The organism is Paenibacillus sp. SRL342 (assembly GCF_984798905.1).
Genome location: NZ_OZ481790.1, coordinates 3,451,223 through 3,469,185 on the forward strand (window position 1 = coordinate 3,451,223; position 17,963 = coordinate 3,469,185).

At 42.8% G+C, this 17,963-nt stretch carries 19 protein-coding genes; 14 read left to right on the forward strand and 5 right to left on the reverse strand.

The features are described from left to right. Positions 1 to 17 precede the first annotated feature (17 nt). A complete protein-coding gene (locus AC4E8D_RS15200; protein ID WP_260632622.1) occupies positions 18 to 641 on the reverse strand; it encodes a TetR/AcrR family transcriptional regulator in 624 nt (207 codons plus the stop codon). Positions 642 to 897: 256 nt separating this feature from the next. Here AC4E8D_RS15200 and AC4E8D_RS15205 point away from each other — a divergent pair, with 256 nt between their 5' ends. The 4 genes from AC4E8D_RS15205 (at position 898) to nspC (ending at position 6,526) form a co-directional block, all read left to right on the forward strand. Then, a complete protein-coding gene (locus AC4E8D_RS15205; protein WP_221819366.1) occupies positions 898 to 1,782 on the forward strand; it encodes a TetR/AcrR family transcriptional regulator in 885 nt (294 codons plus the stop codon). Between the two features lie 224 nt (positions 1,783 to 2,006). Beyond that, on the forward strand, positions 2,007 to 3,266 hold the full coding sequence (locus tag AC4E8D_RS15210; RefSeq protein WP_221819365.1) for a cytochrome P450 family protein: 1,260 nt from the start codon (positions 2,007 to 2,009) through the stop codon (positions 3,264 to 3,266). A gap of 892 nt (positions 3,267 to 4,158) precedes the next feature. After that, complete coding sequence (locus tag AC4E8D_RS15215; protein ID WP_211083176.1) at positions 4,159 to 5,397, forward strand: saccharopine dehydrogenase family protein; 1,239 nt, start codon at positions 4,159 to 4,161, stop codon at positions 5,395 to 5,397. A 1-nt stretch (position 5,398) separates the two neighbouring features. Next, the gene (gene nspC / locus AC4E8D_RS15220; RefSeq protein WP_221819364.1) at positions 5,399 to 6,526 is read left to right on the forward strand and encodes a carboxynorspermidine decarboxylase; all 1,128 of its coding nucleotides are present in this window, start codon (positions 5,399 to 5,401) and stop codon (positions 6,524 to 6,526) included. A gap of 173 nt (positions 6,527 to 6,699) precedes the next feature. Here nspC and AC4E8D_RS15225 read toward each other — a convergent pair whose 3' ends face one another. Continuing rightward, the gene (locus AC4E8D_RS15225) at positions 6,700 to 7,473 is read right to left on the reverse strand and encodes an SDR family NAD(P)-dependent oxidoreductase (RefSeq protein ID WP_339308430.1); all 774 of its coding nucleotides are present in this window, start codon (positions 7,471 to 7,473) and stop codon (positions 6,700 to 6,702) included. Positions 7,474 to 7,585: 112 nt separating this feature from the next. Here AC4E8D_RS15225 and AC4E8D_RS15230 point away from each other — a divergent pair, with 112 nt between their 5' ends. From AC4E8D_RS15230 to AC4E8D_RS15260, 7 genes are all read left to right on the forward strand, one after another. After that, complete coding sequence (locus AC4E8D_RS15230) at positions 7,586 to 7,942, forward strand: MerR family transcriptional regulator (protein WP_339308432.1); 357 nt, start codon at positions 7,586 to 7,588, stop codon at positions 7,940 to 7,942. An 89-nt stretch (positions 7,943 to 8,031) separates the two neighbouring features. Then, complete coding sequence (locus AC4E8D_RS15235; protein ID WP_221819361.1) at positions 8,032 to 8,904, forward strand: YitT family protein; 873 nt, start codon at positions 8,032 to 8,034, stop codon at positions 8,902 to 8,904. A 248-nt stretch (positions 8,905 to 9,152) separates the two neighbouring features. Continuing rightward, positions 9,153 to 9,494 carry a DMT family transporter gene (locus tag AC4E8D_RS15240; protein WP_339308434.1) on the forward strand — a complete coding sequence of 114 codons (342 nt, stop codon included), beginning with the start codon at positions 9,153 to 9,155 and terminating at the stop codon, positions 9,492 to 9,494. Positions 9,495 to 9,496: 2 nt separating this feature from the next. Further along, positions 9,497 to 9,811 carry a DMT family transporter gene (locus AC4E8D_RS15245; protein ID WP_076212062.1) on the forward strand — a complete coding sequence of 105 codons (315 nt, stop codon included), beginning with the start codon at positions 9,497 to 9,499 and terminating at the stop codon, positions 9,809 to 9,811. 133 nt (positions 9,812 to 9,944) lie between these two features. Further along, positions 9,945 to 10,139: a hypothetical protein gene (locus AC4E8D_RS15250; protein ID WP_221819359.1), complete on the forward strand. Its 195-nt coding sequence runs from the start codon at positions 9,945 to 9,947 to the stop codon at positions 10,137 to 10,139. Between the two features lie 216 nt (positions 10,140 to 10,355). Then, a complete protein-coding gene (locus AC4E8D_RS15255; protein ID WP_490206433.1) occupies positions 10,356 to 11,489 on the forward strand; it encodes a serine hydrolase domain-containing protein in 1,134 nt (377 codons plus the stop codon). Between the two features lie 301 nt (positions 11,490 to 11,790). Beyond that, the gene (locus tag AC4E8D_RS15260; RefSeq protein ID WP_490206434.1) at positions 11,791 to 12,933 is read left to right on the forward strand and encodes a DUF4309 domain-containing protein; all 1,143 of its coding nucleotides are present in this window, start codon (positions 11,791 to 11,793) and stop codon (positions 12,931 to 12,933) included. 96 nt (positions 12,934 to 13,029) lie between these two features. On the opposite strand, the gene AC4E8D_RS15265 is transcribed toward AC4E8D_RS15260, so the two are convergent. From AC4E8D_RS15265 to AC4E8D_RS15275, 3 genes are all read right to left on the reverse strand, one after another. Further along, positions 13,030 to 13,893: an IS3 family transposase gene (locus AC4E8D_RS15265; protein WP_405132428.1), complete on the reverse strand. Its 864-nt coding sequence runs from the start codon at positions 13,891 to 13,893 to the stop codon at positions 13,030 to 13,032. Beyond that, positions 13,890 to 14,210 (reverse strand): transposase, encoded by a 321-nt coding sequence (locus tag AC4E8D_RS15270; RefSeq protein WP_373865008.1) that lies wholly within the window; start codon positions 14,208 to 14,210, stop codon positions 13,890 to 13,892. Before AC4E8D_RS15270 ends, AC4E8D_RS15265 begins: the two co-directional genes overlap by 4 nt. 126 nt (positions 14,211 to 14,336) lie before the next feature. Next, positions 14,337 to 15,305: a DMT family transporter gene (locus AC4E8D_RS15275; protein ID WP_339308439.1), complete on the reverse strand. Its 969-nt coding sequence runs from the start codon at positions 15,303 to 15,305 to the stop codon at positions 14,337 to 14,339. Positions 15,306 to 15,698: 393 nt separating this feature from the next. On the opposite strand from AC4E8D_RS15275, the gene AC4E8D_RS15280 reads away from it, so the two are divergent. The 3 genes from AC4E8D_RS15280 to rbsD are packed head-to-tail and all read left to right on the forward strand — an operon-like array spanning position 15,699 to position 17,960. After that, complete coding sequence (locus AC4E8D_RS15280; protein WP_221821046.1) at positions 15,699 to 16,688, forward strand: LacI family DNA-binding transcriptional regulator; 990 nt, start codon at positions 15,699 to 15,701, stop codon at positions 16,686 to 16,688. Beyond that, positions 16,681 to 17,559 carry a ribokinase gene (rbsK, locus tag AC4E8D_RS15285; protein ID WP_339308441.1) on the forward strand — a complete coding sequence of 293 codons (879 nt, stop codon included), beginning with the start codon at positions 16,681 to 16,683 and terminating at the stop codon, positions 17,557 to 17,559. Before AC4E8D_RS15280 ends, rbsK begins: the two co-directional genes overlap by 8 nt. After that, the gene (gene rbsD, locus AC4E8D_RS15290; RefSeq protein WP_339308443.1) at positions 17,559 to 17,960 is read left to right on the forward strand and encodes a D-ribose pyranase; all 402 of its coding nucleotides are present in this window, start codon (positions 17,559 to 17,561) and stop codon (positions 17,958 to 17,960) included. Before rbsK ends, rbsD begins: the two co-directional genes overlap by 1 nt. Positions 17,961 to 17,963: the final 3 nt, after the last annotated feature.

Sequence of the window (17,963 nt, forward strand, 5' to 3'; positions counted from 1 at the left end):
CTCTATTTTACACTCCTCTATGATGAATGTGGATGGTTGGCATGTTCGAACCCTGCCCGCAAATGATTAAACGTAATTTCCAAAAATTGATCGAAGGTTAAAGCACCGGGCTTGGTATCTTCAGTAATGACTTGTCCGGGCAGTAACACGTTGAGTCTTCCATCAATTAATGGCAGTATCGATCCATATAGTGCGTTAATCAGAAGATAAGTATAGATCTCGTCATATTTCCCGTTAGATAAGTCTAATAAGGTATCTTGTGCCTGCGTTTGCATCCGGTGCATGGCTCCAAGATAATGTGGTTCTAACACGGGATAGGTCTGAGATAGTGATACTAGTTGATGAAGCCTTCCTAAGAGTTCTGTTGTAAGCTGCATCTTGATCAGGTTATACAGTACGTCAAGCAAAGAGGCATTGTCGGGCATTTGGGTAAGTAACTCTTCGAGTTCGGTTGTATTCTGAACGGATATGGCGCCTCTTGCTACGGCTTCTTCTTTACATGTGAAGTAGTTTGCAAATGTTCTACGTGAACAACCCACCTGATGCACGATATCTTCGACCGTAAAACCATCGAGTCCGTGTTCAAGAGTCAGTTCAAAAGCAGTACCAGCAAGTGCTTTTTCAGTCGCTTCTTTTTTCAAATGTCGCAAGTTTCGTTTAATCATTATTCTCCGCTTATGCGTTCACCTCCAATACCAATGAATATGGTTTAATACATTTTAAGAAGAGCAGACTTACTAAATATGCACTTTGTGAGGTTTATCATAACAATTAGTTGCCCATTGTGCAAATTTACTCATTGTGCAATTTTATAACGCATCTATACTGCGAATCAATACTTCAACTCCTGAGGAATGAATGTTAAAATCAGAGAAAAACTTGGGGCGATGACGGGACATGAGTAGTCGTAAACAAAGTTTATTGGAAACAGCACTTGCACTATTTTTAGAGCATAACTATGCAAATACAACAATCCAGATGATCCTGGATCAATCAGGTGTTTCCAAAGGCACATTCTACAAATTTTTCAGTTCCAAAGAAGACTGTTTATATTCGATTATTGATCAGCGTATGCAAGAGGATGTTTTCATTCGTAAAGAACTTGAACAAAACCACTATACATCGGATTATGATTTGCTCGTAGATCAGATTGCGATTCCTATGTCTGTGCCTAATAAAGAGCGAGTATGGGAATTATATTGGACGGGTTTTTATTCCGGGGAGATCAACTCAGCCAAACTGGCTACATTTCACCTAAAATGGCTGTCCACACGCTTGATTCAGGTATACGGGAACGACATTAGCCTATATGCCAACGAAGGGGCAATATTGTGCTACGGCATATTACATCAGATTGCCAACACATCAAGAAGTCTAAATACGCAAAAACCGGTATGGAGCGAAGTGGTTCCAAAAGTACTAACGTACATTGAAGTGATCCTGAGAACAATGCACCAGAGAAATGAACATATTTTCGACTTTCAGTCTCTCTATTTCCTGAATGCCGATCAGCGTAACCATGATATGGGTCTGGACATTGATAATGTATTGATCGAATTGGATGAGTTCAACAACCGTGTTCAAAAATCCAGGGAATCTGCATCATTGAAGCAACTTTCGAAGGGGCTTTTAGCGCTATTACAGGATCAAGAGGATCTAAATATTCCTGTTATCGAAGTGGTGCTTCAAGCGTTTCACAAAGAGTACAAATCCAGTGCGTTTCAATCTGAAGCCAATAGACTGACCGAAGCCTGTTGGTGGTACTTGGAACTGGTGAAGTAACGTAATTAATATGGGGGTTGGCTCATAGCCGACCTCTTTTTTGTTTTTTTTTGTTTGTAGTTATTATTAATATACTATTAGTATATTAATAAATTGTTGTTATAACAGTTGTTTTGTACTGTTTAAACTATGATATTTGAAATTAAATATACGAGTAGTATATAATCGGAATGAACATATATTTCCATAGATTTGAAGCACTTCACTTCGAAAGGAAGATTTATATGAATAATTCGAATAACCAGACCTCAGAAAAAGTAGAATTTAATTTGTTTAGCGAAGAAAATAGTAAAGATCCATTTGCCATGTTTGCACAGATGCGTGCCAAAGGTTCCGTTGTCCCTATTCCTAATCCAATGGGTGGAGCAGGGCAAACCTGGATTGTAACTCGGATGGACGTTGCCATGGAAGTGCTGAAAGATCACTCTCGATTTACGGTAGATATGAACGCTATTGATCGTGGCAATGATATTCGAAAGAATCTCTCAGACGAGCTTGGTTCATCGGAACCCCAGACTTTTTTTACCGGAAAGTCGATGCTCTTTGTTGATGAACCGGATCATCGTAGACTCCGTAGCCTGGTTTCCAAAGCGTTCACTCCAAGATATATGGAAAGCCTGCGTCCACGCGTCCAGGAAATTGCCGATGAGTTGATTGACCAATTCGAAGGAAAAGGAGAGATGGATCTTGTCAAAGACTATGCCTATCCTTTCCCAATCAACGTTATTTCCGAGATGTTGGGTATACCTCAGGAAGACCGACCTCAGATCCATGTATGGTCTGAAGCCATTGCAAAAGGTCTTGGTTTTGGTAAACAAGACCCTGCAGTAGCGCAGCACTTGCGATCATTCGCAGAGTACACCTCACAGCTTGTGGCGAACAAACGAATAGAACCTTCAGATGACCTCATCAGTCAATTGATTGCGATTGAGGAGGAGGGAGATCGACTGAATGAAGATGAATTAATATCCATGATTACGTTATTAATATTTGCTGGACATGAGACAACTTCCAATCTAATTGCAACCGGTTCTTATCTTCTTCTGACACATCCTGAACAACTGGAACAACTGAAACAAGATCTGAATCTGGTTCCTTCTGCAGTGGAGGAGTTGCTACGATATAACGGCCCCGCGACTTCTTCAGGTCCTCGTTATGCAACACAGGACACGGAGTTGGATGGACAATTGATTCAAAAGGGAGATGTTGTGATTCCCCTTCTGAAATCAGCGAATAGGGACGAGCAGCAGTTCACCGATCCGGAAGAATTGGATATTGAACGCAAAATAAAACGGCATTTGGCCTTTGGACACGGCATCCATATGTGTCTTGGCGCTCCACTTGCTCGGGTGGAAGGGGACGTAGCGTTTACTACGCTTTTACGTCGGCTACCCGATCTTCAGCTCCGTGTTCCTCAGGAAGAGATTCAATGGCACTCCGCTTTGTCTTCACAGGGATTGGCATCGTTGCCCGTAAAATTCTAATCGTTTATATAAATGTGACTCACTTGAGTATGACGAATTGTCGTCATACTCTTTATTTATAATGATGATAGAATGGGATGAACAAGAAGCATTCCAATGGCGTGAACATGCTTAATGCAAAACATAAAATTGAGTACATAAATTTTGTTGTTGAGGTACACATTATGAATAAAGATGAATTTTTAATGCATAAGCGGCACATGATCAATTAGCGGGAATTGCTGGCAGCAACATTATGATCACGTATGAAGAAGTAATTGAGAAAAGTCCTCAAAAGCCTGAAATAGTGGGGGAATTACTGGGCGCAGAAGGCGTGAAAGTATTCGAAGGATATCATTTTTAATCTTGGTCCTCGTTCGGACAAAAAAATAAAATTTTTAATTATTGCTTGATTTTTTTTTCAACGTCTGATAGTGTAAGACCTGTGATTTTGGGAAGTTTATTTATCAATATGAATTAGAGCTTTCCAGCAGATAATTTTGACCACTTCACCAGGAAGTTAAGGCCATACGGACAGCCGGGTCAAACGCCGATTGGCAACTTACGTTGCTTTATTGATTGAGTTCAAAGCTCAAATTTTATAAGTTGGTTACTTTACAACCAGTGCAATTGCACATCAACTTGTGAAACGGTCAATAAGAGTGGTAAAGGCGAATTATTTGCTATATAGACTCTGATCCAATATTGATATACATGAAGGAGCTTTCCGCCAAAGGAGTTCTTGTGAACTTTTTTGGTCATGGAGACTTCACGTCTTTTTTATGATGTATATCGATAAGCAAGTGTGATGATGCGCGATTGCGGGCATTTTTCACCTTGCTTTTTTTGTTGTCTTGTTGTCATCGTATTAAACCAATTAAAAAAAATACATATTGGGATAGGAGAATGTAAAATGGGAAAAGCACTAATCATCGGCGCCGGCGGCGTTGCTTCCGTGGCAGTACACAAATGCGTTCAAAACAGCGAAGTTTTTGAGGAAATCTGCATCGCGAGTCGTACAAAATCCAAATGTGATGAACTCAAAGCCAAGCTGGACGGCGGAAAAACAAAAATTACTACAGCACAAGTTGATGCTGACAATGTTGACGAACTGATCGCTTTGATCAACGAAGTTAAACCGGATATCGTTATGAACCTTGCTTTGCCGTATCAAGATCTGACTATTATGGATGCTTGTCTTGCAACTAAAACAAATTACATGGACACCGCTAACTATGAGCCACATGATACAGCGAAGTTTGAATACAGCTGGCAATGGGATTACAAAGAGCGTTTTGAACAAGCAGGCATCACTGCATTGCTCGGTAGTGGATTTGACCCAGGCGTAACTGGCGTATTCTCCGCTTATGCCCTGAAGCACTACTTTGACGAAATTGAATACATCGATATTCTGGACTGCAATGGCGGCGACCATGGCTATCCGTTTGCAACCAACTTCAACCCTGAGATCAACATTCGCGAAGTATCTGCGAACGGAAAATATTGGGAGAATGGTGAATGGATCGAGACGAAGCCAATGGAAATCAAACGTGTCTACGACTTCAAAGAAGTTGGCGAGAAAGACATGTACCTGTTGTACCATGAGGAACTGGAATCTTTGGCAAAAAATATGCCAGGTCTGAAACGTATCCGTTTCTTCATGACATTTGGTCAAAGCTACCTGACTCACTTGAAAGCTCTTGAAAATGTAGGCATGACTTCAATCGAGCCTATTGAATATGAAGGTAAACAAATTATTCCACTGCAATTCCTGAAAGCAGTACTGCCTGATCCGGCATCCCTTGGACCACGTACTGTAGGTAAAACAAACATTGGTTGTATCTTCAAAGGTAAAAAAGACGGTCAAGACAAAACATATTATGTATACAATATCTGTGATCACCAAGAGTGTTACAAAGAAGTGGGTTCCCAAGCGATCTCTTACACAACAGGCGTTCCAGCTATGATTGGTGCAGCAATGGTCATGACAGGCAAATGGAACAAACCAGGCGTATACAATGTAGAAGAGTTCAACCCAGATCCATTCATGGAAGAGTTGAACAAATGGGGCCTCCCATGGGTAGAAGACTTCAACCCGGTACTCGTTGATGAGCTGCCAGAAGAAGTTAAAGAATCGGAGCTTGTTCGTTAAAATGCGGTTCGAGCAATTACCGACACCATGTTTTGTTGTTGACGAGGCGCTAATCGAGAGAAACCTGAAAATCCTGAACGGTGTTATGCAGCGTACAGGTGCCAAAATCGTACTTGCTCAAAAAGCATTCTCCATGACTGCGATGTATCCGCTGATTGGAGAATACCTGAGCGGTGCAACGGCGAGTGGTTTGTATGAAGCGCGTTTGGGCCATGAGGAAATGGGCAAAGAGAATCATGTCTTTGCTCCAGCATACCGTGCAGAAGAGATCGACGAGATTCTCTCCATCTGCGACCATATTATTTTCAATTCTTTTTCACAGCTTGCAAAATTCAAGGATAAGGCGCTTCAGGCTGGCCGTAAGGTCGGCTTGCGCGTCAATCCAGAATGCTCTACCCAAGAAGGACACGAGATCTACGATCCGTGTTCTCCGGGTTCACGTTTTGGCGCGAAACTTGAGGATTTCGATGCAAACATGTTGGAAGGTGTCTCCGGATTACACTTCCACACGCTGTGTCAGCAAAATTCCGACGATCTGGAGACTACGTTGAACGCAGTTGTCGAGAAGTTTGGACAATGGTTGCCGCAAATGGAATGGATCAACTTCGGTGGTGGACACCATATCACACGTGAAGATTATGATATTCCAAGACTGGAAGCATGCATCAAGCGTATGCAGAACGACTATGGCCTGGAAGTATATCTGGAGCCTGGAGAAGCTGTTGCGCTGAACGCAGGTTATCTGGTGACCTCTGTGCTGGACTTCCATAAAAACGGTATGGACATCGCTATTCTGGATACTTCAGCTACGTGCCATATGCCGGATGTGCTGGAAATGCCATATCGTCCGCCGCTGATCGGTTCGGGAGAAGTAGGCGAGAAAGCCCATCTGTATCGTCTTGGTGGACAAACATGTCTGTCTGGTGACGTAATTGGGGATTATTCATTCGATCAGCCTCTACAAGAAGGCGACCGTCTGGTATTCGAGGACATGGCGATTTACTCCATGGTGAAAACCAATACGTTCAACGGCATGCCGCTTCCAGCGATTGCTGTTAAAAGAAAAGACGGCGATTGCGAAGTTGTTCGCGAATTCGGATATCAGGATTTCAAAATGAGGCTGGCATAATACTTCATTATATAGTAAGCATTAATATAGAATTGAAAATAGGGAACCTGGAGACAGGTTCCCTTTTTAACGTTAACTGAAGTTTAACGATTAGATTTAATGATGTTTATCAGTGAGGTTAGGTGAATGTTTACCGGTAATGAGCCGACTTAGCTTCGACTTCAGTTTTCGGGTTAATTTTGTGGTTTTGAGGCTGCTCTCGCAGCATACGGAAAGATCGGTTCTCTTAGTTCAAAGTCATACGTCAACCCATCCACAATGCCGACTACACTCTCACTGTCATACAACTCCAGCAAAAATCCAGCCATTTGTTCCGCCGTATGGAATTTGGTAACTCTGCCTTCATATTCAAACTCATCTACATTAAAGGAATGTTTCGCAAATTCCGTCTCCGTTGCAGCCGGGGCGAGAACTTTGGCTTGCATTGCTGCGTTCTTGCCTTTCAACTCTTGCGCAAGTCCTTCCGTAAAGGCACTTACATAGAACTTGGTCGCACAGTAGGTTACTGCATCGGCTACAATCGTATATCCACCACCAGAGGAGATATTAATGATCTGTGTGCCATCAACATCTGCATAATCACGTACATACAGGGAAGAAAGAATCGTAAGAGCTTCTATATTAAGATGAAGCATCTGTTCAATCTTGGGTAGATGTTGTTCGCCAACGGATGCGAAATTCCCGAATCCTGCGTTGTTAATCCACGTCTCAATGGCATAAGGCTGAAGACTTTCATAGAATTCATGTACATTAGCGGCAATGGACAGATCCACTGTACGAATGACAACATCCAGATCAGGATTGATTTCAGCTACTTTTGCTTTTAATTTGTTCAATTCATCGGTTCTGCGTGCTGCCAGGATCATATTTTTGCCACGGGCTGCAAAAGCTAAAGCTGCTTCATATCCAATGCCCGAACTGGCACCGGTAATCACTGTGTATTTCATGGGAATTCCTCCTGGATCTGATTTCATTTTTTATTGTGGTGTGACCACGAGTTGATTATACTGATTAGAGCTTACTCTAAGTCAAGCGTGAAAATGAAGGGGAGGGTCAACCATGCATACCATTGGCGAAGTGGCAGAATTACTCCATATCAGTGCACATACGTTACGTTATTATGAGAAGGAACAGATTGTAACCCCTCTCCGAGATGCGAGTGGAGACAGGCGATACAACGAGTCACACCTGAAATGGCTGCAATTTGTAATTAAATTAAAAGAGACTCAGATGCCCATTGCTACCATTAAGAAGTATGCATCCTTGTTTCAGGAAGGGGAGCATACGGCGGCGGATCGTTTGAAGCTGCTGGAGGAGCATAAGGAGTCGATTCAAAAACAGATGCACATACTTCACACAGCAGATGAGATGCTTGAGCATAAAATTTCGTCGTATCGAACGTTCATCGGACAATGATGTAACACACACCAATGACGTCTATTGCCAAAACAGTGATTTGTATTATAGACTATTTTTTATCGGTTGTTCATCAAGGGGGAAATGCAATGCATCAAATCAGAAAACAAAAGTCAAACAAGTTAAAGATCCTCTCCAAAGTATTATTGATTATCATTGGGGGATTTATAACGGCATATGGTCTCGAAGCCATATTGATTCCGAATAATGTCTCAGATGGTGGTGTCACAGGTCTGAGTATCGTAGGATCACAGCTGTTCGGATTACCACTGGGGATGCTCATCGGGATTATTAACATTCCATTTGTGTGGCTCGGGTACAAGCAAATCGGAAAAAGTTTTGCGTTATATTCGATCATCGGTATTGCTTCACTCGCAATCAGCACCAGTCTGATGCACCATGTACCAACCATCATTGAAGGTGATACCTTGCTCGTTACCGTTGTCGGCGGGATTATCATTGGTTTTGGTATGGGACTTGCATTACGTAATGGCGGAGCATTGGATGGCATAGATATGCTGGCAGTACTTCTTTCGCGAAAAGTACCTTTTGGAACCAGTGATCTCATTCTGTTCCTCAACATGTTTGTCTTTATTGTCGTTTCTACCGTGTTTGGCCTGCAAGGCGCGATCTTGTCAGGACTTGCGTATTTTATTGCTTCTAAAGTAATACATATTGTTGAAGAGGGCTTGAGCGGCTCCAAAACGTTTAAAATTATTACGAATCAACCTGAGATTATGGTTGAAACCATTCGGGACCGCTTAGGCCGTGGAGCAACGTATACCGAGGCTTACGGTGGCTACTCGAATGAGCAATTCAAGGAAATTACTTGTGTCATTAACCGGATGGAAGAGAGTAAAATTAAAGATATCATTCACGAAATTGACCCAACTGCCTTTGTAGTTGTATACGATGTAGCTGAAGTAAGAGGCGGCAATTTCAAAAAGAAAGATATTCACTGATACGAAAAACAAAATGAACTTAAACGTGTTAGTCAACCAGGAACTTCTGGTTGGCTTTTTTGTTTGTTCACAGCTAACTTGGAGTTTTAAAAAGCGGATTTCCTTGTTAATTTAATACGAATATTTAAATTTGCAAATGAAATAAAGATGGTTTATTATTATATCAAATGATACAATAAACTATCATTATTTCAAATTAAGTGTTGATCACAAAACAACAACATGAATGCAGAAGAGGAGAATGTTTTATGGCGTGGTTATTTCTTATTCTTGGAGGAATCTTAGAGATAGGTTGGGCATTAGGTTTGTCATTCTCCGATGGTTTTTCGAAAATCGAGATCGTAATCCCCACGGTTATTTTAATGATTGGCAGCTTTTACTTCTTTGCAAAATCCACTAAAATACTTCCTGTATCAACCGCTTATGCGGTGTTTACCGGACTTGGTTCATTTGGAACCGCAATTGTGGGAATGATTTTTTTGGGGGACTCCGTAAGTGCAGTTAAAATCGCGCTGGTCATGATATTAATCAGTTGCATCATCGGTCTGAAATTTGTATCCAATGAACCTAAACAAAAGGCAGGTGTATAGATATGAGTTGGTTTTTCTTAATCTTGGCTGGTTTATTTGAAGTTGGCGGTGTAATATTTCTGAAACTTTCAGATGGATTTACCAAATTGAAACATACATTTACGTTCGCTCTGTTTTTGGGATTAAGTTTTATTTTTCTTTCCCTGTCTTTGAGAGAGATACCAATCAGCATTGGTTATGGAATCTGGACAGGTATCGGGGCATCGGGCAGTGTACTATTAGGAATGTATGTATTCAAAGAGCCCAAAAATGCTAAGAAATTGGCTATCGTTAGTGGGATCATCGTCAGTATTGTGGGATTGAAACTAGTCTCTTAACTGTATAAATTAGCTACACTAACAACGGAACGATATCCATCTCATCTATATTCATGCATAAGTACAGCTCTCTTGTGGAAAACTTCTATAGTGCGAATACAATGCATGATTTCATGTATGGGAGGTTAGCATAGTGACAAAACAGGATCCGCAAGAGCTTTTGAAGCAAAAACATGAACTGGATGAACAAAAAAGACAGTTCACTAATTTTTCGCGGAATATTTCAGGTCATGGTGAGGTTGAAGCTGGTCAAGAGTTCAGTGTTGACCGGGTATCAGATGATCAAAACCGTATGAAATCGGTTGAGAACAAACGCGGCGAAGCCTAAAACGTTACAACATAAGCCGATCCTTTCCTGGATCGGCTTATTCGTGCGCAGCAGTGTGATAAACAAAGAATATGTATTGTAATTGCGCATAGGAGAGTATATATATGGTGGTCAATCGTTGGAAAAGGTCGTATATTAATAATATGTCGATTGTGGAATTGAATATGGACCACATCGCAAAATGATAAACGATCTTACATAGAAGGACGGGAAAAAATGGATTTTAAACCGCTTGCTTCATTTATCGACCGCATTACATCCTGGCGTATACCGTGGGCAGAGGTGCTGGTGATGCATCGAAATGATACCGTTTTCCATTATCGTAATGGATACGCCAATCTGGAAGAGAAAACACCTATCGGTGATGGAGCGATCTTCAATCTATATTCCATGACCAAAATTATGACCTGCGTGGCAGGACTGCAACTGGTGGAGAAAGGGGCAATCCTGTTAAGTGATCCCTTGTCTGATTATCTGCCAGAGTATGCTGAGATGACGGTAAAGAAAACGATGCCGAACGAGGAGATCCGACTGGAAAAGGCGACAAGAGCCATTACAGTACGTGATTTGTTCACCATGACTGCGGGGTTCTCGTATGACGTTGGTTGTCCAAGCATTCAAGAAGCTGTAAAAAGCACCGATGGAACATTGCCAACACGTGATTTCGCGAGAGCGCTTGCCAAGGAACCGTTGTTGTTTGAACCAGGAACACACTGGAATTATAGCATGTGTCATGATGTGCTGGGAGCCTTGGTGGAAGTGGTAAGTGGCAAACGCTTTGGTACGTATCTGCGGGACGAAATCACCGGACCACTTGGCATGAACGACACAGCATTTAATCTGAACGATGAGCAGCAGAAGCGCCTGATTCCGCAGTATGCTTACAATGATGAGCTTGAAAAGGCTGTACGTATGGATGGTAATGGATTCCGAGTAGGTACGGAGCTGGAAAGCGGCGGTGCAGGATTGTTGTCAACCGTTAGTGACTATGCACTTTTCTTAAACGCGCTTACTGGGCATGGTACGAGTCCCGAAGGCGTGCGCATTCTGTCACAAGCTTCAGTGGAACTGATGCGAACGGATCACCTGAACGAGATGACTCGTGCTGATTATTCGTGGGATCATATGTATGGATACGGCTATGGACTGGGTGTTCGCACACATATCTCCAAAGCAGGAAGCGGCTCACTGAGTCCAGTTGGCGAATTTGGATGGAGCGGCGCTGCTGGTTGTATGGCTATTATTGATCCGGATTCAGAGCTTACAGTCATGTATGCACAGCACCTGCTGAATAGTCAGGAACCATACGTTCAACGACGCTTACGTAATGTGGTTTACTCCTGTTTATAAATCATATCGTATTCGAAGATACTTGAAGAGCCGCTAAATAGCGGCTTTTTAATGTTATATGAGTCGAAAACTATTGATTCAGATTGTTATATATTTCTTTATTAGAAAGGATATGGTATCATTCTTAGGAAAATAGTACTAGTAGGAGGATATGCTTATTGAACATGAACCTATATTTATTACATAGTTTGATCAAGATTACACGCTAGCAAGTACCTGTTTGATTGTTGAGATTGTGCACGACTTAAAATTAGAAAAGAACTGTTAGATTTTTATTTTTTTACTCAAAGGAGATTCAATCATGATACACCCTAAACACAACGCAAAATGGGCTTCTCTGGCCATACTTACCTTAATTGCCTATGTTCTGAGCGCATTGCTTCTGCTACCACCCAATGCTGCTGCCAAAGGAGAGCAAATCTCAGCCAAACAGCTCGAAAGTATGAGTCGGCTTTCATTTACGCTTCGTGATGCCAAGCAAACGGCTTATACCGTTTATATTTTCGCTTATGATGAACAGAAGACCACGCTGACCGAAGAAAATGGTTGGACCAACAATAAAAAAGGCGACAAGAGTTATTCAGGCACGTATCGTGCAGCCTTGCTGAAAAAAGGTGCAGCATACGGAACTGTTCAGGCAGCAAAATTGGATCTGAATACGATTATTTTGCCTCAAACCTGGAACTTCGTTGTGAAAAGCAAAGAGGCCAGTACACCAGACATGCTGATGATCACCGATTGGGGAACTTCTAATTTTAATGAGGTGAAAACGTATATTGTTCGTTCCGGGGAATTGCGCCGTGTAACATATGTCGATAATAAGGGGAAAAAAATCGACGATTCCTACTCTGCAAGCAGAGATGATGGAATCCGTACTCTTTCAGGTGCCCGAGTACAGTTCAAAAATTACAACAACCTTCAATTTGTCTATGGAGTTGATACGTTTAAGCTGAATGTGAACAAATTGGAATTGCGGTTGGAAGATACGCGTAACCTCCGTTCAAAAGCTTGGCCGAACTCGGGTGTTGGTGATCGCGCTTACCTGAAAAGCCTGAAGGAAGCCGCTTTAAAGGGCGTGTTGCCAGGTCGAACGGACGTTAAGATTGGCATGACGCTTCAAAATGCGCAGAAAAAACTTGGGAAACCAACCTCTCGTTCAAACGAGGAATGGGGAGCGTTCTATTATTATTCTAAATTCGGCGTCGGGTTTGATTCATACATGCACGAGCTTACCAACAAATCACGTATTGCCGTTTTTGATTTGTACAATGAAAAGCAAAATCTTTCACCATGGAATGTGAAAATATGGATGGGGAAACCTTCCTCAGAATACTACAATGAAGTCGTTGGTGGTTATGAGATGGTATACCAATTAGGTAATCACGCCATTGTATTTAACTATGAGGAAGAAGAGGACTTGATTGACTTTACGAGTATATATTAAGGTATGACACAGAAGAAACAAAAGTATATCGTATACGAACTTACAAAAAAAGCCGCTGATTGGTCTTACCCCTGTCAAGTAGACAGATGAAAAAAGCTATGCTGCCAGCGCGCATCGATATTCAATCGGTGCGCGCTGTTTGAGTTTGGCTTGAAATCGTCGGTAGTTGTAATGGTACATGTAATCTTCCACGGCTTGTCGAATCTCTGCTTCTGAATTACACTGGTTAAGGTACAGCTTCTCTGTCTTGAGATGCGAAAAGAAGGATTCGATGCATGCGTTATCCAGGCAGGTTGCTTTGCGAGAGTGGCTGCCCTTCACGCCGAATGCTTCTAATCGTGTGTTGTACGCCTGAGACGTGTATTGGAAGCCTTGATCCGAATGGAGCACGGCTTCCGAAACGTCTCTTTTTTGTGTCCATTGTTCCACCGTATCCAATACGAGCTGAACATCGTTCCGTTTAGATAATTGCCAAGCTACAATTTCGTTGTTGAACAAGTCTTGAATGACAGACAGATAAACGAATGTGTTTCCATCCGAAATATAAGTAATATCCGTCACCATTTTTTGCTGGGGGGCTGTGGCATGAAATTTGCGCTTCAGGCGATTCGGATAAATCACAGATGGCGTATAGCTGGACTTCTTCCGCTTCTTACGAATGACCGATTGGATCGATAGTTCCCGCATGATTCGCCATACTTTCTTGTGATTAACGTTCAGACCAGCCTCCCAGAGCGCCGTTGTCATGCGAGGATAACCAAACTCTCGGTTTGCAAAATGAATAGCCATCATGTGTTCTTTGATCTCACGATCACGGTCTTGTCTTGCGTCTCGCTGCGGCTGTGTTGCTCGCCATTTGTAATAACTGGAACGGGGTATTCCTGTAATCGATAATAGGCGTGTAATGCTATGCGAGCAGCGCAATTCGTCTATGATATCGTAGTTCTCCCGTTGGCTCAGCGCTTCTCCTTTACTAGATTTGGATACCGCTTTTTTAAATAATCCACCTGTGCTTGAAGGTAGTCACGTTCTTCTTCTACACTGCTAAAGGCAGTACGGGGACGTCCTTTCATTGGATTCGGAACATTGTTTTTTCGCTCATCGAACGCTTCCCCGTTTTTCCACTTTTTCACCCACACCTTCAGTTGTGAACAGTTTCGAATTCCTTCGCGTTCAGCTACCACTTTATAACTTGAAGACCCTTCGACATAGGATCTAACCGCATTCAATTTAAATTCTTCGGTATACGTCTGAAATGTTTGTCCTTTTTTTGCCATAAAAATATCCCCTCCAAGTGTCACTTGAACCCTCATGATAACATGAAGGTTTTTTCAAGTGTCTACTTAAAGGGGATAATACCATGATTAGCGGCTTTTTGTTATCCATGGAAGTGGACGCGTAGTCTATTTCATTGGAGTGTTATTAGAGCTTTGCACAGAACGTACACGATTGACCAAATAAATGCCGACCGATACAAACAACAATGCAGCCAGATTCTTCAGTTCCAGAATCGTTTCCCCCAGGAATAATGCTGATAATAAAGCTCCAAACACAGGGATTAGAAAGTTATAAACAGACACTCTTCCGACCTTGTTGTACTTGAGAAGCATATTCCATAGACAAAATGCGACGGATGACAGTAAGGCCAAGTAGATCAAGTTACTGGTGGATTCCAAGGTGAAATGAGTAACCCGACCGCCGAGTGATAGACCTAACAGCGTAAGTACCAGTCCCCCAACCAACAGGCTGACGCCTGTTATGATCAGAACATCGATCGTAGCGGTGAGACGTTTTGCATAGAGGGCTGTAACGGAAAAAACAAGTGCTGCTATAATCACGAACCCTTCACCTGTGAATGAAAAGGAAAAAGCAAGCAGATCCGTATGGAAGTTTACGATGATTACGCCAACGAATCCGAGCAAGCAGCCAACGATTTTATTTCTGCTTAATTTGTCGTTTTTATAGATGAAATGGGCCAGAACAACACTGAAAAAGGTTGTCGTTGCGTTCATAATGGAGCCTTTGACACCCGTCGTATTGGCTACGCCAACGTAGAAAAACATATATTGCAAACCGGTTTGCAATATACCTAACATGATGAGACCTGTCCACTGAGGTCTGGTTAATTGGAGCTTCTGTTTTCTAACGATACGAGACAGGAGCAAGAGCAGCAAGCCCGCCAGTGTAAATCGATATCCTGCAAATACATACTTGGAAGCAATATCTTCCGGCAGAATGTTAAATGCGATATATCCAAGTTTGATGGATGGGTACGCACTTCCCCATAATAAGCAACACAGGCTTGCCACGAGCATGACAAAAATGGGATCACTAAATTTACTCGGTTTCTCAAGGGTATTTCTCTCTATCACTTTCGATCTTCTCCTCACATTTCATGCACATATGTATGTATGAATCTATTAATATCCTCCCTGACCATATCACATATCGCCAATGTTTTGTAATGAAAATTAATGATATTCCCGGTAGGAAAAAAAAATGAAGCCTTTGCGCAATATTTCATAGGAGATTGCTGATTTTTATGTTGATCTGGGTGCCATCGCTCTGAGTTTTAATCGAGTGGTGGCTTCTTTACGTCTATGAAGTATCGACCTCCCTTACAGGTGAAATCTATGATATAGATGGATTCCACTGCACATTCATATATACTTGGAGAAATTTCCAGATTGAAAACGCTTGTCAAACAGAAAAGAATATGATAATTTTAATGTCTGTAACCGGTTACACATAGAGGAGAGCAACTTATGACAACAATTAAAGATGTAGCTCAACTGGCTGGCGTATCTGTTGCCACCGTATCCAGGGTCATTAACGATAGAGGTTATGTTCATGCGGACACACGCAAGAAAGTGGAAGATGCCGTGAAGGCACTTAACTTTTCGCCGAATGAAGTGGCCCGCTCATTATATAAGCGCAAGTCCAAACTGATTGGCCTGTTGTTGCCGGATATCGCCAACCCTTACTTTCCACAATTGGCCCGCGGCGTAGAGGACCGGATGCAGGAACAGGATTACAGACTGATATTCGGAAATAGTGATGAGGATGAACGGAAGGAGCAGGATTACATCCAGACGTTTATCCAGAACAACGTGGTCGGTGTGATCTCTTCAACGAACTATCCTCATTCTTCAATATATGAAAAACTGAAGATTCCCGTTGTGTTTCTGGATAGAACATCATTGGATCGTCCATCCGTGTATGCGGATGGCAGGGAAGGTGGAAGACTAGCTGCAAGGGAGATCATCAAACGCGGCAGTCGCCGGATCACAGTTATGCAGGGACCGTCACAGATCAGACCCGCTCAAGATCGTTTTGAAGGAGCGATTGAAGTCATCCGTGATGCTGGGTTAGACTACAAGGTAATCCAGACGACCTCATTTTCAATTAACGAGGCAGGTGTATGGGCTGAAGAATTATTCAGAAAGTATGCGGACACAGACGGGGTCATTGCCAGCAACGACATCGCAGCCATGGCCGTACTGCATGAGGCATCACGAATCGGAAGAAAGGTTCCTGATGACGTACAAGTGATTGGTTTCGATGACATTCCGATGAGCAGACTGTTATCGCCGGCATTGTCCACCATCCATCAGCCAGCATACGAGATGGGAAGAGAAGCGGCGGGATTACTTATCCAGCTTGTGGAACAAGCTGCAATAGAGAATAAAAACATACAGTTGCCCGTAAGCTTCATCGAACGGGGCACTACGAGAAAGGTGAGATCAGATGGCTAAAATATGTGTAATAGGAAGCAGTTCGATGGATCTGGTTGTTACTTCGTCAAGACGGCCGGGAGCGGGGGAAACCGTTCTTGGCGATAGCTTCAAAACGGTTCCTGGTGGCAAAGGAGCCAATCAGGCTGTTGCTGCTGCACGACTGGGTGCCGAGGTTGCGATGATCGGCCGGGTAGGCGACGATGTTTTTGGCAAAGATATTTTAGAGAACTTTAGAACAAATGCTGTAAATACGCAAAATGTGAAACCGGTTACACATTTAGAAAGTGGAACGGCTCATATCATTCTGGCAGAAGGTGATAATAGTATCGTAGTGGTTGAAGCGGCCAATCGAGAAGTCACTCCTGCATATGTCGATGAAGCAGCTGAAGTGATCCGCGATGCAGATATCGTACTAATTCAGCAGGAAATTCCGGAGGAAACGGTTGTGCATGTAAGTACATTATGTGCAGAATTCGGAACACCGCTGCTGCTTAATCCCGCACCGGCGAGAACATTACCGCAAGAAGTGATCGACAATGCAGCATATATCACGCCGAACGAGCATGAATGCGAGATTTTATTTCAGGGTATGAGTCCTGCACAGGCGTTGCGTCAATATCCAAACAAGTTGTTCATCACGGAGGGCAGTAAAGGTGTACGTTACTTTGATGGTACTGAGGAAATTTTAGTCCCAACTTATAAAGTTGAGGCTGTCGATACTACTGGGGCAGGGGATACGTTCAACGCCGCATTTGCAGTTGCTTTGGCTGAAGGAAAAGCATTGCAAGAGAGTATACGCTTCGCCAATCGGGCTGCATCGTTGTCCGTCACCAAGTTCGGAGCGCAGGGCGGCATGCCGACGCGTGATGAAGTAGAGGAGAGCTTGTAATGAAAAGAAATGGCATGTTGAATAGTCACATTTCCAAGATTTTGTCTGACTTGGGCCATACGGACATGATTGCGATTGCGGATGCAGGTCTGCCGGTACCGGACGGGGTAGTCAAAATCGATCTGGCTCTCAAACTGGGAACACCAAGTTTTCGCGAAGTGGTGGAAGCGATCACTGAAGATATGATCATTGAGAAAGTCATTGTGGCTGAAGAGATTTGCGAAGGCAATCCCGTAGCTATGCAATTCATCACAGAGAAATTCGGGGTAGAAGCAATTGATGCTTCCGTCAGCCATGAACAATTCAAAGCATTAACTCGGCAGGTGAAAGCGGTCATCCGCACAGGTGAAGCCACACCCTATGCCAATTGCATTTTACAATCGGGAGTCCATTTCGGTTAAAAG